The organism is Catellatospora sp. NPDC049609 (assembly GCF_040675365.1).
Classification (GTDB): Bacteria; Actinomycetota; Actinomycetes; order Mycobacteriales; family Micromonosporaceae; genus Catellatospora.
In genome coordinates this window covers 1-15681 of the sequence record NZ_JBFAOU010000008.1, presented here as the reverse complement: position 1 = coordinate 15681, position 15681 = coordinate 1, and the positions used below count along the sequence as shown (strand labels likewise).

The 15681-nt window shown below is 71.9% G+C and carries 11 protein-coding genes; 4 read left to right on the top strand and 7 right to left on the bottom strand.

Annotation, left to right across the window (positions count from 1 at the left end):
• Positions 1 to 17: 17 nt before the first annotated feature.
• From AB0J67_RS03760 to AB0J67_RS03750, 3 genes are read right to left on the bottom strand one after another with little or no spacing between them, the layout of a single operon-like run.
• Positions 18 to 1610 (bottom strand): hypothetical protein, encoded by a 1593-nt coding sequence (locus tag AB0J67_RS03760; protein WP_363475900.1) that lies wholly within the window; start codon positions 1608 to 1610, stop codon positions 18 to 20.
• Positions 1610 to 1927 (bottom strand): SHOCT domain-containing protein, encoded by a 318-nt coding sequence (locus AB0J67_RS03755; protein ID WP_363476054.1) that lies wholly within the window; start codon positions 1925 to 1927, stop codon positions 1610 to 1612. The genes AB0J67_RS03760 and AB0J67_RS03755 overlap by 1 nt, the downstream gene beginning before the upstream one ends.
• Positions 1927 to 2370: a DUF6325 family protein gene (locus AB0J67_RS03750; RefSeq protein WP_363475898.1), complete on the bottom strand. Its 444-nt coding sequence runs from the start codon at positions 2368 to 2370 to the stop codon at positions 1927 to 1929. The genes AB0J67_RS03755 and AB0J67_RS03750 overlap by 1 nt, the downstream gene beginning before the upstream one ends.
• 77 nt (positions 2371 to 2447) lie before the next feature.
• On the opposite strand from AB0J67_RS03750, the gene AB0J67_RS03745 reads away from it, so the two are divergent.
• Positions 2448 to 3044 (top strand): DUF308 domain-containing protein, encoded by a 597-nt coding sequence (locus AB0J67_RS03745; RefSeq protein WP_363475896.1) that lies wholly within the window; start codon positions 2448 to 2450, stop codon positions 3042 to 3044.
• 88 nt (positions 3045 to 3132) lie between these two features.
• Here AB0J67_RS03745 and AB0J67_RS03740 read toward each other — a convergent pair whose 3' ends face one another.
• Positions 3133 to 3948 carry a patatin-like phospholipase family protein gene (locus AB0J67_RS03740; RefSeq protein WP_363475894.1) on the bottom strand — a complete coding sequence of 272 codons (816 nt, stop codon included), beginning with the start codon at positions 3946 to 3948 and terminating at the stop codon, positions 3133 to 3135.
• A 134-nt stretch (positions 3949 to 4082) separates the two neighbouring features.
• Entirely contained in the window at positions 4083 to 6647 is a 2565-nt protein-coding gene (locus tag AB0J67_RS03735) for a glycosyl hydrolase family 18 protein (protein WP_363475892.1), read from the bottom strand.
• Positions 6648 to 7089: 442 nt separating this feature from the next.
• Here AB0J67_RS03735 and AB0J67_RS03730 point away from each other — a divergent pair, with 442 nt between their 5' ends.
• Entirely contained in the window at positions 7090 to 7440 is a 351-nt protein-coding gene (locus AB0J67_RS03730) for a hypothetical protein (protein WP_363475890.1), read from the top strand.
• On the top strand, positions 7433 to 9727 hold the full coding sequence (locus AB0J67_RS03725) for a Clp protease N-terminal domain-containing protein (RefSeq protein ID WP_363475888.1): 2295 nt from the start codon (positions 7433 to 7435) through the stop codon (positions 9725 to 9727). The genes AB0J67_RS03730 and AB0J67_RS03725 overlap by 8 nt, the downstream gene beginning before the upstream one ends.
• 50 nt (positions 9728 to 9777) lie before the next feature.
• Here AB0J67_RS03725 and AB0J67_RS03720 read toward each other — a convergent pair whose 3' ends face one another.
• Complete coding sequence (locus tag AB0J67_RS03720; protein WP_363475886.1) at positions 9778 to 11244, bottom strand: HAMP domain-containing sensor histidine kinase; 1467 nt, start codon at positions 11242 to 11244, stop codon at positions 9778 to 9780.
• A gap of 8 nt (positions 11245 to 11252) precedes the next feature.
• Positions 11253 to 11966 (bottom strand): response regulator transcription factor, encoded by a 714-nt coding sequence (locus AB0J67_RS03715; protein WP_203742807.1) that lies wholly within the window; start codon positions 11964 to 11966, stop codon positions 11253 to 11255.
• 317 nt (positions 11967 to 12283) lie between these two features.
• Between AB0J67_RS03715 and AB0J67_RS03710 the strand changes: the two genes are divergently transcribed.
• The gene (locus AB0J67_RS03710) at positions 12284 to 15466 is read left to right on the top strand and encodes an efflux RND transporter permease subunit (protein WP_363475884.1); all 3183 of its coding nucleotides are present in this window, start codon (positions 12284 to 12286) and stop codon (positions 15464 to 15466) included.
• Positions 15467 to 15681 lie beyond the last annotated feature (215 nt).

Sequence of the window (15681 nt, the reverse complement as noted above, 5' to 3'; positions counted from 1 at the left end):
TGCCGCAGTCGCGCCAGTCAGGAATCCCCCGCCCGGCCCGACGATGTCCCCGGCGCCCGGCCGTCGCCGCCGCCGGGCGACTCCGCACCAGGTTCTTCCTGCTCAAACGAGGGCGGTGCCGCCTCGCCCGGTGCGGGTGGTTCGGCGATCGGCGGTGCGGGCGGCGGCTCCTCGACCACCGTCACGTGTCCGGGACCCGACGGTGCGGCGTCGGCTGGCGCCACCGCGTCGCCCGGCCCGGCGGGAGCGGGCCCCTCGGCGTCGCCGAGCCCGGGAGCGGGCACCACGGCGTCGCCCGGTCCGACCGCGGCGGGCACCAGGACGGTCGCGGGCATGCGGCGGGCCAGGGTGAGCAGCAGGACGGCGACCGCCGCGCAGACGAACGCCCATACCGCCGTGGCCACCGACGGCCGGGCCAGCAGCCACCAGGCGGCCAGCACCCCGACCGCGACGGCGAACCAGCGGAAGTTCCGCCGGACGAACGCGCCGGTCCGCACCGCCCACGGCTCGCGGGCCAGCGGCCGGGCCACCCGGCCGACGACGGCGTTGATGCCGCGACGCAGCAGCACGGCGGGCCGCGACGGGCCGGCCAGCAGCGCCCACAGCACCCCGAGCAGCGCCGCGACGAGCACCGTCACCAGCGCGGTGAGCAGGAAGCGGATCACGGTGTCGTAGACGTCGAGCGCCACCGGGGCGTTCAGCCCTCGCTCGGTCGCGCGTTGCATGACCCGGTCGCGTACCACCTGGTTGACCACGAGTGCGGCGGCCAGCAGCACGGCGCTGAGCAGCAGGCCGAGGATGAGCCCGCGCCGCCGGTTCGGCGCGGCCCACACGGCCAGCCCGAGCAGCGCCAGCGCCGCCAACGGGAGCCAGGTCGCGCTGACGTCCAGCCAGTGGACGTACCGCTGGATCTCGGGCAGCTGGTCCACCTGCGCGACGGTGTACGGGATGGACATGTCGGGGATGCGCGCGGCCAGGCCGAACCCGCGGTCCACCAGCTCCTGGCGGGCGGCGGCGAGCACCGGGCCCAGGTCGACCACGATGTCGGTGCCGCTGCTGTGCAGCATCGGCCCGCCCTGCCCGGTGAGCAGGCCCTCGACGTTCTGGTGCGCCTTGCGGTTGACCTCTGTCCAGACCGTGGCGAAGCGCGGGGAGGTGACCATCTCCCCCACCACCTTGTGGATCTGGGTCTGCAGCCAGGAGCTGACCGCCGGGGTCACCAGGTCGATGATCGACTGCGCCCGGGGCAGGTCGATCGCGGCGGCCAGGTCGCCGGCGAGCTTCTCCAGCGGCAGCCGCTTCATGATCTCGACGGTGACGCGGTCGGTGACCGCGGCCTGCACCTGGGGATCGGAGGCCAGTGGCGCGACGGTGGCCACGTACCGGTCGGTGTCGAGCAGCTCCGCGCGGGCGTAGCGGGCGGTCACCGAGGCCACGACCAGCACCGCGCCGAGCAGTGCCAGCAGGGTCGCCCCGATCCAGCGCGCGGTCCGGGCACCGGTGCCGGTGCGCGGCGGCCGCTGCGGTGCGACCGGCTCGGCGGCCGTCACCGCCCCGGCGCGCCGCCGCTCCCAGGCGCTGCGGGACGGTTCCTCCTCCGGGGCGTCCATCAGGTGCCCAGCAGTTTCGCCTTGGCCGCGGCGAACTCGGCGCCGGTCAGCGCGCCCGCCGCCTTGAGCTCGGCCAGCTGCTGGAGCTGCGCCATCAGCTCGGCACCCGCCGCGCTCGCCGGGGGCGGCTCCTCCTCCTGCTGCTCGTGTACGGCCTGCCGGGCGGCCTCCTCCTGGGCCGCGGCCTGCTGGCGCCGGTCCGACCAGCGGCACACCGCACCGGCGGTCGCCGAGGCCGTTCCGGCGACGACCGCCGTCCGCGCGACCGTGCCGAGCAGACCCGGACCGCGCCGCACCACCGGCGGGCGGCGCAGCATCACGGCAGCCTCCCGCCCGTCGCGGCGACCGCTTCCTCGATCGCGTCCACGATCGGTTCGGGTATGCGCTCGTCCACGATGATCTCCCCGCCCGACTCGTCGATGACGGCGCGCAGGCTGCTCAGCCAGAGGTGCTCGAAGAGCAGCAGCAGCGCCTTCGCGCCGGGGGTGATCGAATCCGCGAGGTCGCGTACGTCCCGTTCGGAGATGAGCCCGTCGACGGCCTGGATCGCCGCGTCGATCGCCTCGAACTCGGCGTCGCCGTCGTAGTCGCTCAGCTCGTGCGAGCTGACCGTGCCGTCGGCGGCCCGGTCGACCACCACCATGTCGATGATGCGGACGATCTCCTGGTCCACCAGGCGATGCAGCTCGGGCGCGATGCGGCGCCCGGGGAAGCCGTCGGTGAACTCGACGACCACGAACTCCAGCGGGCCTCTCTTCATCGCTCCCCCTCACTCCAGCCTGAGGCTACTCATCCGAAAAGGGAGAAATCTGGGATATTGCGAGATATCTTCGCACCATGACTGATCCGTACGGAGACGCGGAGTTGGAGACCGCCGCGCTGCAGTCGTTCAAGCGAATGGCGATCATCGGCGGGCTCGTGTCCCTGGCCGCCGGCCTCTTCCTGGTCTTCTGGCCGGACAAGACGCTGCTGTTCCTGATCACGCTGCTCGGCGTGTGGCTCGTCGTGGTCGGCATCTTCCGGGTCGTCGAGGGCCTGACCAGCAAGGGCGTGAGCGGTGGGCATCGCGCGCTGATCGCGGTGATCGGCGTGCTCTACATCATCGTCGGCGTCGTCTGCCTGCGGAACCTGACCGGGACGGTCACCCTGCTCGCCGTCATCCTGGGCATCGTCTGGATCGTCGGCGGCGTGGCCGAGATCGTCACCGGGTTCGCCCGCACCCACGGCACCTGGCCGAAGATCGGCACCGTCCTGCTCGGCCTGCTCAGCGTCGCGGCCGGCCTGATCCTGTTCTTCTGGCCCGGCCCCACCCTCACCGTGCTCGTCTGGGTCACCGGCCTGTGGCTGATCGCGCTCGGCATCATCCAGCTCATCCTCGGCATCGGCTCCTCCCGCGCCGCCAAGAAGTCCACCATCACCCCACGCGCGGCCTGACCCGCTTGATCATCCGATTTGCCTGGCACATGGGCGAATGCCGGCCCGAGATACGCCCATCTGCCAGGCAAATCGGACGATCTTGGGGTCAGCGGCCGACGGCGGCGAGGTAGTCGCGGGAGGCGGCGTAGGCGGCGCTGACGCGGCGGCCGACGGCGGCGGCGTCGCGGTACGCCCACGGGCTCTCGTCGGCGCCGGCGCCGCCGGGCAGCACGTGCACGCGCACCCCCTCGGGCACCGCGGCCAGCTCGCGGGTGAAGCGGACCCGGCGGGCGATCTCCATCGCGACGTTGGTGGCCTCCCACGGCCGCTGCGGCGGCTGCAGGGGCCGCTCCAGCCGGCCCACCTGGAGCATGAACACCTCGTCCGCGCCCATCTCGATCGCCCGGATCATCGGGTACGCCACCAGGCCGCCGTCCAGGTAGTGCTCACCGCCCAGCTCCACCGGGGGCAGCAGGCCGGGCAGGGCCGCGGCGGCCAGCACCGCGTCGACGACCCGGCCCTCGCTGAACCAGTGCGCCTCGGCGCGCTCGACGTTGGCGGCGCACAGGTGCAGCGGCACGACCATGTCGGCGAAGGTGGCGCCGGCCCGCATCGACCGCTCCAGCACCCGCTGCAACGGGGCGGGCGAGTGCAGGTGGGTACGGGTGGCCAGGCGGCGCAGCTGGCGCGGCACCGAGTCGCCGTACACCTCGTTCATCTCGGGGGTGGCCCACAGCCGCACCAGCTTGTCGGTGACCTCGGGCTCGGGGTCCGCGGCGAGCAGCGCGGCGTTGACCGCGCCGATGGACACGCCGACCACCAGGTCGGGCCGGATGCCGGCCCGGAAGAGCGCGCGCAGCATGCCGACCTCGACGGCGCCGAGCACGCCGCCGCCGCCGAACACGAACGCGGTGGTTCCCACGCCGCCATCATGCCGGATGCCGGCCCCGTCCGAGCTGTCAGACCTGCTCAGACGGGACCGGCATCACTGTGGAGGAGGTTCGCGGCCGGCCCGGCGCGACGGAAGGAGGGGCGTCGCGACGGGCCGGGTCGCTGCTACACCGCCAGCCAGAGGGCGCCGACGTTCGGCGGCTCCCAGCCGACGAGGGAGGTGTGCGGCTGGCGGCACTGCCAGGTCCGGCCGCCGTAGGTGACCCGCGCGCCGGCCGCGTAGTACGTGTTCGGCGCCCACGCCGGGTACGCCCCCGGCGAGGTCGACGGGCTGGCCGACGGCGAGGTGCTGGGGCTCGGCGAGGCGCTCGGCGACACGCTGGGGCTGGGCGAGGCGCTGCGGCTCGGCGACGGGGACGCCGACGGCGAGGCGCTGCCGCCGGAGCACGGCCCGAGGTCGACCCAGACCGACGCGGTGCCGGGGGTCTCGCCCTGGGTCCACCACTGCGCCCGGTACGCCCGGCCGTTGTGCGAGACCCGGTTGCCGCCGGTGTACACCTGCGAGGCGACCCAGGCCGGGTCGGTGCAGGTGGCCGGGGTGCTCGGCGACGCGCTGGGTGACGTCGGCGTGCTCGGCGAGGCCGAACCCGACGGGGTGACCCCGCCCCGGCCGCGGTTGACGGATAGGTTGTAGGTCTGCCCGCCGAAGGTGAGCGTGTAGTTGGACGGGCTCGCGATCGGCAGCACGTAGTTCAGCGTGATCTCGACGCTCGCGCCCGGCGCCACCGACAGGTAGCTCGGCAGCGTCACCTTCGCGTGGTGGAAGTCGCCCTTCAGGCCGCCGACGTTGTTGCCGGTGTGGCCGGGGGTGACCGTCATCGTCCAGCCGGACTGCTGGCTCATCGTGCCCGGCGCCGAGGTGCCGTAGTCGAAGTCCAGCACCGCGCCGCCCGGGATGGTGGCGGTCGAGTTGTTCGTGAGCTTCAGCTTCGGGTTGATCGGGTAGTTCGAGTCGCCGAGCGCGAACTGGCCGAGCGACACGTCCACGTTGAGCGTCTGGGCGGGCAGCGCGGTGTTGGACCGGCTGGCGCCGTACGGCGACGCGGTGGCGAACTTCGCAGCGATGGTGTTGGTGAGCGTGTTGCCCATCCGGTACTCGCCCGCCGCCGTGTCGAACGCGTAGTCGCCGGCCAGCTCCCAGATCATGATGCCGCCGATGCCGCGGTTGACCACGTAGTCGGCCTTCGCCGCGATGGACTGCTCGTCCTCCGTGGACAGGAAGACCTTCTTGGTGGCGTTCCACAGCCACGGCGCGACCAGCGTCGAGGAGTAGTGGCGGGTGTAGGTGCCGGTCAGGTTGTCGGCCGGGTCGGTGGCCGGGGTGAGCCCGTACGCCGTCCGGTAGGACCCGGCGATGCCGTTCTCCAGGTTCTTCGCGTGCCACATCGGGTTGGACCCGGCCGGCTCCTCGTTGCCCTGGGTGTCCTTGTCGTGCCACAGGTTGTCGATGCCGATGGCGCCGTTGCCGCACGGGCTCTGCGTGCCGATCGGGCAGTTCGCGGTCTTCGCCGCGGTGCCCCACAGGCCGTTGGTGCCGCCGGTGACGTCCTTGTGGCCGCGGGTGTAGTACGGCACGCCGATGTTGATCCGGCCGCTCTGCACCGCGCCCCGGTAGTAGTGGTACGCCCAGTCGGTGTTGAGGTAGCCGATGCCGGAGTACGCGCTGTACACGCCGCCCGCGGTCAGCTCGTTGTCCGCGCCGTCGTCGAACAGCGACGCGTTCGGGCCGACGTACTGGTTCCACGCGCCGTGCAGGTCGTACGACATGATGTTGATGTAGTCGAGGTACTGCGTGGCCTGGTAGGACTCCATGCCGCGCAGCAGCCAGCCGGAGGCCGGGGCCGCGACGGTGACCATGTAGTACTTGCCGTCGCCGGCGGCCGCGGCGTCGAGCTTCTCCCGCAGCGCCTTCATCAGCACCTGGTACGACGCGTTGAGCCCGGCCCGGCGCGCGTTGGACTGCGCGAAGTCGAGCGGGTGGCCCGCGTCCTTGTTGGACGTCGCGTACTCGTAGTCGATGTCCACGCCGTCGAAGCCGTAGGTGCGCAGGAACGTCACCACCGAATCGGCGAACGTGTTGATGCCCGCGGTGTTGATCGAGCCATCGGCGTTGGTGGTCATCCGGTAGAAGCCGCCGGAGTCGATCCGCGTGCCCGCGTCGTCGAAGTACGCGCCGGTCTCCGCCCAGCCGCCGACGCTGACCAGCGTCTTGACGTCCGGGTACTGCTTCTTGAACTTGTTGAGCAGGTTGAAGTGCCCGGTGTACGGGAACGCCGGGTCCATCTCCGCGCCCGCCACGCCCGGCCAGGTCATGTTGGTCGACGGGTTGTTCGCCGCGGCCGGGTTGCCGATCGAGATCTTGTTGGCCCCGTCCACGTGCGCGAACGCGTAGTTGATGTGTGTGATCTTCGACCACGGGATCTGGTTGGCCAGGTACGCCGGCGCGCCGTTCTTACCCGTGCGCCAGTTGGTGAAGTACCCGATGATGCGGCGCGGGTGACCCGCCCCCATCGCCTCCCGCCCGTTGGTGTCGTACACGTCGCAGTACGGCACCGCCACCCCGGGCGTCTGATACAGACCATCGGGCCGGCACGCGTTGTGATCCACCACGGCGCCACCGGCGGTCCCCGCCACGGCCACGGCCACAGCGGTCCCGACCAGCGCCGTCACCGTAGCAACGAAAAGATGGAGAAGCGGCTTACGTTTCACGACACCCTCCTGGGGCGAAGCAATCACGAGAGAAACCGTTAGTTAAGTTTGCTAAAAGTTAAATCCCGTGACCGCCGCCACACAAGAGCCCCCCACCGATCTTTAACCCCGCCTTAAGGTTCCCCTCCCACCCCACCCCCACCCTCGTTGATCATGAACTTAGGGCACGGTTCGACGGCGTGTCGCGGGCGCAAGTTCATGATCGACAGCGCTGTCCCCGGCGGGGGCGCGGCGATGATCGCTGTTCGGGGTCAGAAACGGCGGTGGGACTGGGGATTCCGGCACGTGGGGTGATCATCCAGTTGAGCCGGGCTGAAGGCAGGCGAGGATCACCCTTAACGCCACCCTGCGGGGGGACGTTCACTCGTCCCTTTCGGAGGGAGCAGGCGCTATCGTACGGCGAGTGACTCTGCGTGTTGAGATCAACGGCGACGGTGACCAGCTGCTCTCCCTGGAGTCGGCGCTCCGCGGCGACGCGGACCTGCGCGGCACCCGGATCACCCGGGTCGACCTGCCGCCGGGCCGGGGTGAGCTGGGCCCGGTCACCGATGCGCTGCACTGGGCCGCCGAGAACCCGGAGCTGATGGCCGCGCTGGCTGCCGCGCTGACGGCCTGGCTCGCCCAGCGCCGCACCAAGGTGCGGGTACGCGTCGGCGAGCGCGAGGTGGAGGTGGACTCGACCCGCGTGAACGACCCCGAGGAGCTGGCGCTGCGGGTGCTGGCGGCGCTCGACGAGGTGCAGCGCGATGTATGAGCGCTTCACCGACCGGGCGCGCCTGGTGATGGTGCTGGCGAAGGACGAGGCCAAGGCGTACGACCACAACTACATCGGCACCGAGCACCTGCTGCTCGGCCTGATCCGCGAAGGCGAGGGCATCGCCACCCTGGTGCTGGAGAGCTTCGGCATCTCGACGACCGCGGTCCGCGGGCAGGTCGAAGAGATCATCGGCAGGGGTGACCAGGCGCCCGGCGGGCACATCCCGTTCACCCCGCGCGCCAAGAAGGTGCTGGACCTGTCGATCCGCGAGGCGCTGCAGATCGGCCACAACTACGTCGGCACCGAGCACCTGCTGCTTGCCCTGATCCGCGAAGGCGAGGGCGTGGCGGCCCAGGTGCTGGTCAAGCTCGGCGCTGAGCTCGAGCCGACCCGCCAGCGGGTGATCCAGGCGCTCAGCGGCCACCCCGAGTTCGTGGTGGCGCCGCCCGTCGAGCGGCTCATCCGCCCGTACGCCGTCGAGCTGACCAGCGGGACGCGCACCGACCCGCACCCGCCGGTCGTCTCGCGGGACCGGCTGCTGGAGCGGACCATGCTGGTGCTCGCCCGGGCCGGCGGCAACGCCGCCGTCCTGGTCGGCGAGCCGGGCGCGGGGCGCACCACGCTGCTGCACGGCCTGGCGCAGCTCGTGCAGTCCGGGCGCGCCCCCGACGTGCTGCGCGGGCACAAGGTCTACGCCGTCCGGCGCGACACCCTGCCCGCCGACGGCGCCCAGGCGGCCGCCGCGCTGCAGGCGGTGCACGACGCCTTGACCGCACCGAACACGCGGCGCGCGCAGGGCCTCATCCTCGCGTTCGACGACGTCGAGCGGATCGTCGACGTCATGCCCGGCAGCGGTCTGCTTTATCTGCGCCGGCTCGCCGCGGTCGAGCGGCACCGGATCGTCCTGACCACGACGCCGCAGGCGCACCGCGACCGGCTGGCCGAGCTCGGCGCGCAGTTCGTGCCCGTCCCCGTCGAGAGGCTGTCCCCCCTCGAGACCATCCAGGTGCTGCGCACGCTCGTCGGCTCGTACGAGCAGCGGCACTCGATGAGGGTCGAGGAGGCCGCGCTCTACAGCGTCGTCGGCCTGCCCGGCCGGGACCGCCCGGGCGCCGCGCTGGAGGTGCTGGAGGAGGCCGCGCAGCTGCTGCGGATGCGACGCGGCGAGCCGCCCGCCGAGTTGCGGCAGGTGACGGCCCGGCTCGCCACGGCCCGCCGGGACCGGGAGCTGGCCGTCGCGGCCGAGAATCTCCAGGCCGTCGCACAGCTCCACGACCAGGAGGCGAGCCTGCTGCGGGAGCAGGCACTGCTGCAGCAGCAGTGGCGGGAGGCCGATCCGGACGGCTTCGTGATCACCCCGGCCACCATCGGCGAACTGATCCGCATCATGGCCGACCAGCCGGCGGCACCGGGGCGGGCGGCGCCGCCGGCCGTATCCGCGATGGCGGCCGCGGTGCCCGCGACAGCGGCCGACCCGGCGCCCCCGGCGGCGACGATCACCGCCGTGGCCCGGCCGGACTCGCCACCGCCCCGGCCCGCGGAGCCGGTGGTGCTGCCGGTGCGCGAGGAGTCGGTGGCGGTCCTGCTCGGCGCGAGCAGGTTCCCCCGCGACCCGCATCTGGGCGACGTCCCCGCCGTGTCGCGCAACCTGATGGATCTGAGCACGGCGCTCAGCGAGCCGGGCGGCGTGTTCGACCCGCGCCGCGTGCATGCGTTCGACCAGCTCGAACACCACGATCTGGCCCGGGTCGACGAGCTGGCCCAGGAGGCGACGGACACGCTGCTGGTCTACTACGCCGGGCACGGCGTCAACGCCGCCGACGATCTCTACCTCGCCTACTCCAGCACCATCAGCGCCCGGCCGCGGATCAGCGCCCTCGCCTTCGACCAGGTGCGCCACATCGTGCTCAGCAGCCCGGCGCGGCGCTGCGTCATCATCCTGGACTGCTGCTACGCCGGTAAGGCGATCGGCTGGCTGTCGGGCGACGGGACACCCGGTGGCGAGCTGGACGTACGCGGCACCTACCTGCTGACCGCGACCGCGGCGAGCGTGAAGGCGCTCGCCCCGGCCGATGAGCGCAACACGGCGTTCACCGCCGCGATCCTGCGGCTGCTGCGCGAGGGCATCGACGACGCCGGCGACTACATCCGGGTGGCGGACCTCTACCCGCGCCTGCGTGCCGACCTGCGCAGCCGTGCCCTGCCGCTGCCGCAGCAGCGCCGGATCGACACCATCGCGCACCTCGCCCTGGCCGCCAACCCGCGCCGGCGCGCCGCCGCCTGAGCATTCACCGTGGCCCGACTCGGGCGGGGACGGCAGCAGGCGGTGACGGGTCAGAGCAGGGCGAGCGGGAGGGTGATGCGGAAGGTGGCGCCGCCGCCCGGGGTGGGGCGGTGGCAGACCTCGCCGCCATGCGCGGCGACCAGCGCCGCCACGATGGACAGACCCAGCCCGGAGCCCGCCGCGGGCGAGCGCTCGTGGTCGCGGGCGCGGGCCGGGTCGGCGCGGTAGAAGCGTTCGAAGACCCGCTCGGCGTGCTCGGGCGCGAGCCCGGGACCCCGGTCGACCACCTCCAGCAGCGCCCGGCCCTTCTCCACCCCGACCCGCACCGTGACCGGCGTGCCGGCGGGCGTGTGTGTCAGCGCGTTGCCGAGCAGGTTGGTGACGACCTGGCGCAGCCGGTCCTCGTCGCCGCAGACGACCGGCGCGTCGCCGTCGAGCAGCTCCAGCCGCAGCGGCCGGTCCAGTTCGCGCAGCTGGGCGGACTCGATCGCGTCGGCGGCGATCGGCACCAGGTCGACGGGCTCGCTGCGCATCGGCCGCTGCTCGTCGAGCCGGGCCAGCAGCAGCAGGTCCTCGACGAGCAGGCCCATCCGGGTGGCCTCGGTCTCGATCCGGGCGAGCAGCGCGGACACCTCGGCCGGGTCGGTGACCACGCCCTGCCGGTGCAGCTCGGCGAGGCCGCGGATGCCGGCCAGCGGGGTGCGCAGCTCGTGCGAGGCGTCGGCGACGAAGCGGCGCAGCCGCGCCTCGGACTCCGTACGCTCCGCGAAGGAGCCCTCGATCTGGGCAAGCATGGTGTTGAGCGTGCGGGACAGCCGGCCCATCTCGGTGCGCGGGCTGACCTGCTCGGGCACCCGGCGGGACAGGTCACCCCCGGCGATGATGTCCTCGGCGGTCTGCTCGACCTCGGTGAGCGGGCGCAGGCCCATCCGGATCACCCACACGCCGAGCGCGGTGGCCAGGCCGAGCACGGCCAGCGTCACCGCGATCTCGATGGCGCCGAGGCGCGCCATGGTCTTGGCGACGCCGGTCAGGTCGTACGCGATGACGACGCTGCCCCGCCCGCTGTCCCGCTCTCCGACCAGCACCTGGTAGCCCGGGTGCCGGTGGTAGGCCTCCTCGTTGGGCACGAAGAACGGGGTGCCCGCGCGCTGGCGCACCGACGCCAGGTCCAGCGGGGGCAGGGCGGGCGCGCCGCGCTGGTCGTTCTCGCCGGGGTAGCGCAGCTCCACGTTGCCCTTGGCGTCACGGAACTCCAGCACGTACGCGTCGAAGAAGGTCTTGCGCTGGGTCTCGTCGCGGGCCAGCAGCGCGACGTCGGACTCGGTGAACTCGGCGGGCTCCTTCTGGGCCAGCCCGCGCACGGCGAGGTCGAGCTGCTCGTCGATCTGCTGGACCAGGTACATCCGCAGCAGGGAGACGCTGGCCAGGTCGGCGACCACGAAGCCGGCGGCGACCAGCGCGAGCACCCCGGCGAGCAGCCGGGCCCGCAGTGACCAGCGCTTCGGCCCCCGCATGAGGCGCCTCACGACCGCGGCAGCCGCAGCGAGTACCCGAACCCCCGTAAGGTGTGGATCAGGGGCGGGTCGACGATGTCCACCTTGCGGCGCAGCAGCGAGATGTAGGACTCGACGATGCGGGCGTCGCCGCCGAAGTCGTAGCGCCAGACATGGTCCAGGATCTGTGCCTTGGAGACCACCCGGTCGGCGTTGACCATCAGGTAGTGCAGCAGCTTGAACTCGGTCGGGCTGAGCCGCACCAGCTTGCCGCCGCGGCGTACGTCGTGGGTCTCCTCGTCCAGCTCCAGGTCCGCGAAGCGCAGCGTGGAGTCGTCGGCGGGCGCGGCCGCCCCGGCGTAGGTGCGGCGCAGCACGGCCCGGATCCGGGCGACGACCTCCTCCAGGCTGAACGGCTTGGTCACGTAGTCGTCACCGCCCACGGTCAACCCGGTGATCTTGTCCTGCACGCCGTCGCGGGCGGTCAGGAACAGCACGGGCACGTGAGCGCCGTTCGCGCGCAGCCGGCGGACCACCTCGAAGCCGTCGCAGTCGGGCAGCATCACGTCGAGGACCAGCAGCTCGGGCTTGAACTCGGCGGCGACCGCGAGCGCCTCGGCGCCGGTGGCGGCGGTGCGCACCTCGAAGCCGACGAAGCGCAGGCTGGCCGACAGCAGCGAGACGATGGTGGGCTCGTCGTCGACCACGAGCAGCCGCCGCTGCTCGCCCTTCTCCGGCTTCATCGCCCACTCCTCATCGAGGTCTCGTCGAGTGCGGCAAGTGTGCCCGAGCCGTCCCGCATGCGCCCTGCAAGAAACCCGAATAAATGCTGAAAGTCATACGGGTCACGTCCGATTTCATCCGTTTCGCCGGAGCGGGATGCGTATCGTGGAGCCTCGTTCCCCCCTGTCACCCCGACAACTCCACGGAGCACGAACCGGACCCGGACCGGCTTTCGGCTGGCTTTCAGCTTCAGTTCACAGTTCCTGCGCGTTGACCTGGTTGACTGCGGGCGGTCGTATCCCCCATACCGCTCGACCATGAAGCTCCTGGAGTCGTCATGTCCTTCCTGGCCAGGCTGAGCCTTGCCAATCGCGGGCTCGTCGCGCTGATCACCGTGGCGATCCTCGGCGCCGGCGCCTTCGTGCTGCCCCAACTGCGCCAGCAGATGTTCCCCGACCTGCAGTTCCCGATGGTCTCCGTGGTCGCCGTCTATCCCGGCGCGACGCCCGAGATCGTCGAGCAGCAGGTGGCGATCCCGATCGAGCAGGCCGTGGCCGGCGTCGACGGAGTGACCGCGGTGACCTCGTCCTCGCGCAACGGCTCCGTCTCGGTCATGGTCAGCTTCGACTACGGCGTGGACGTCGACCAGGTCGAGGGCGACATCCAGCAGGCGCTGGCCCGCATCGACAGCCGCCTGCCCCAGAACGTCGACCCGACGGTCTTCGCGGGCAGCACCGACGACATCCCGGTCATCCAGCTCGCCGCCAGCGGCGGTGGCGGCGACGACCAGGAGCTGGCCCGCCGGGTGCGCGCCACCGTCCTGCCGGCCCTGAACAACATCGAGGGGGTACGCGAGGCGACCCTCACCGGCGACCGCACCCCGCAGGTCACCATCGACCTGGACCCGGTCAAGCTGGCCGCGGCCGGGCTGACCGCGCAGGCGGTGACCGGCGCGCTGACCGCCAACGGCATCAGCATGCCCGGTGGCGTGATCGCCGACGGCGGCATGACCTACTCGGTGGCGGTCGGCTCCCGCTTCTCCACCGTCGAGGAGATCGGCGACCTCTACCTCAAGCCGGCCGGCAAGCCCGCCGCGGGTGCCAAGCCCGCCGCGCTGCCGCAGCTCAAGGACGTCGCGACGGTCACCTCGGCCCCCGCCGACGCGACCACGCTGACCCGCACCAACGGCAAGCCGAGCCTGGGCGTCGGCGTCACCGCGCTGCCCGGCGCGAACGCGGTCGAGATCTCGCACCAGGTCAACGACAAGCTGCCCGAGCTCAAGGAGCAGCTCGGCACCGGCGGCGACCTGCAGGTCATCTTCGACCAGGCGCCCGAGGTGGAGCGCTCGGTCGACAGCCTGACCACCGAGGGCGCGCTGGGCCTGGCCTTCGCCGTCCTGGTAATCCTGGTCTTCCTGCTGTCGGTCCGCTCGACGCTGGTGACCGCCGTGTCGATCCCGGTCTCCGTGGTCATCGCGCTGATCGCGCTGTGGGCCGGCGACTACTCGCTCAACCTGCTCACCCTGGGCGGTCTGACCATCGCCATCGGCCGCGTCGTCGACGACTCGATCGTGGTGCTGGAGAACATCAAGCGCCACCTGGAGTACGGCGAACCGAAGAAGGAGGCGATCCTCACCGCGGTGAAGGAGGTCTCCGGCGCGGTGACCGCCTCGACGCTGACCACCGTCGCGGTGTTCCTGCCGGTCGCCCTGGTGGGCGGCATGGTCGGCCAGCTGTTCGGCCCGTTCGGCCTGACCGTGACCGCGGCGCTGCTGGCCTCCCTGCTGGTGTCGCTGACCATCGTCCCGGTCATGGCGTACTGGTTCCTCAAGTCGCCACAGGGCACCGCCGAGGAGCTGGAGCAGATCCGGGTCCAGGCCGAGGCCAAGGAGCTGCGCAACCCGCTGCAGCGGGCGTACGTCCCGGTGCTGCGCTGGTCGCTGGGCCACCGCTTCATCACTCTGCTGCTGGCCCTCGGCGTCATCGGCGGCACCGGCTACCTGGCCACCCGCATCGAGACCAGCTTCATCGAGAGTTCCGGCAACTCGTTCGCGATCACCCAGACCATGCCGATCGGCACCTCGCTGACCGCGACCGACGAGGCCGCCAAGCGGGTCGAGAAGATCCTCGACGAGACCGACGGCGTGAAGTCGTACCAGGTGACCGTCGGTGGCGGCGGCGGCCTGTTCGGCGGTGGCGGCGGCGGTGGCAACACCACCCAGGCCCGCTTCCAGGTGACCTCGGAGAACGAGACCGACCAGAAGGTGCTGACCGACTCGCTGCGCGACAAGATCGACGCCCTGGACGACAGCCAGGTCGGCGAGGTCGTGGTCGGCGCGGTGCAGGGCGGCTTCGGCGGCAACGGGCTGGAGGTCGCGGTCGAGGCGTCCGACGAGGCCACGCTGCGGGCCGCGGCCGAGCAGATCCGTACGGCCGTTTCCGAGCTGCCCAACGTCACCGAGGTCGACAGCGACCTGGCCGCCAGCACCCCGCAGGTGCAGGTCGCCCTGGACCGGGCCGCCGCGGCGCGGTTCGGGCTGTCCGACGCCGCGCTGGGCCAGCTGGTCGGCAACGCCTTCCGGGGCACCACGCTCACCCGCGTCGTGGTCAACGGCATCGAGCAGCCGGTGATCCTGCGCACCGGGGCGGCCCCGGCCGACCTGGCCGCGCTGCGTGCCCTGCCGATCGGCCCCGGCGTCACCCTGGACGACGTCGCGGACGTCACCACGGTGGCCGGTCCGGCCCAGATCAACCGCGTGGACCAGGTCCGCACGGCCAAGGTCACCGGCACGCCGAGCGCCGAGGCGCTGGGCACCATCAACGCCGAGCTGGACAAGAAGCTGAAGAGCCTGGACCTGCCCGAGGGCGCGTCCTACTCCATCGGCGGCGTGACCGAGGCCCAGCAGGACGCCTTCGGCGACCTGGGGCTGGCCATGCTGGTCGCCATCGCGCTGGTGTTCATCATCATGATCGCCACGTTCCGGGGGCTGGTGCAGCCGCTGATCCTGCTCATCTCGGTGCCGTTCGCGGCCACCGGTGCGCTGGGCCTGCTGGCGATCACCGGGCAGCCGCTCGGCCTGGCCGCGATGATCGGTCTGCTGATGCTGGTCGGCATCGTGGTCACCAACGCGATCGTGCTGCTCGACCTGATCAACCAGTACCGGGCGGACGGCTACGGCGTCCGCGAGGCGATCATCGAGGGCGGCCGGCGACGGCTGCGCCCGATCCTGATGACGGCCGTGGCGACCATCTTCGCGCTGCTGCCGATGTCGCTGGGCCTGACCGAGTCGAGCGCCTTCATCTCGCAGCCGCTCGCGGTGGTCGTGATCGGCGGTCTGGTCAGCTCGACGCTGCTCACCCTGGTCCTGGTGCCGGTCCTCTACTCGCTGGTCGAGGGCTTCAAGCAGCGGGTCAAGCGCCGCCGCGCCGGCACCGCCAAGCACGCGGCCCCGCGGCACGAGCAGCGCACCGACGAGCCGACCCCCGGCCTCGGCGAGGAGCTGGCCGAAGCCCTGCGCTGACGCCACCGGAACCCTGCCCGTCCCGGGGCCGCCTCCCCGGGACGGGCAGCACGTAAAGGAAGGGCACCTTCTTAACGCTATGCGTTGTAGAAGGTGCCCTTCTTAACGTCCGCTGGTGGCCGCACGGTCGGTGGCGTGCTCCGGCAGCGGTGGAGATCGCTGTCACGGGTCCGAAAGTGGAGCCAGACTGCAGTTTCCGACCCGAAACAGCGATC

Coding starts and splice junctions, on each gene's coding strand:
- AB0J67_RS03750 (WP_363475898.1), bottom strand. CDS start 2,370: ATGAAGAGAGGCCCGCTGGAGTTCGTGGTCGTCGAGTTCACCGACGGC.
- AB0J67_RS03725 (WP_363475888.1), top strand. CDS start 7,433: ATGTATGAGCGCTTCACCGACCGGGCGCGCCTGGTGATGGTGCTGGCG.
- AB0J67_RS03755 (WP_363476054.1), bottom strand. CDS start 1,927: ATGCTGCGCCGCCCGCCGGTGGTGCGGCGCGGTCCGGGTCTGCTCGGC.
- AB0J67_RS03720 (WP_363475886.1), bottom strand. CDS start 11,244: ATGCGGGGGCCGAAGCGCTGGTCACTGCGGGCCCGGCTGCTCGCCGGG.
- AB0J67_RS03710 (WP_363475884.1), top strand. CDS start 12,284: ATGTCCTTCCTGGCCAGGCTGAGCCTTGCCAATCGCGGGCTCGTCGCG.
- AB0J67_RS03745 (WP_363475896.1), top strand. CDS start 2,448: ATGACTGATCCGTACGGAGACGCGGAGTTGGAGACCGCCGCGCTGCAG.
- AB0J67_RS03715 (WP_203742807.1), bottom strand. CDS start 11,966: ATGAAGCCGGAGAAGGGCGAGCAGCGGCGGCTGCTCGTGGTCGACGAC.
- AB0J67_RS03760 (WP_363475900.1), bottom strand. CDS start 1,610: ATGGACGCCCCGGAGGAGGAACCGTCCCGCAGCGCCTGGGAGCGGCGG.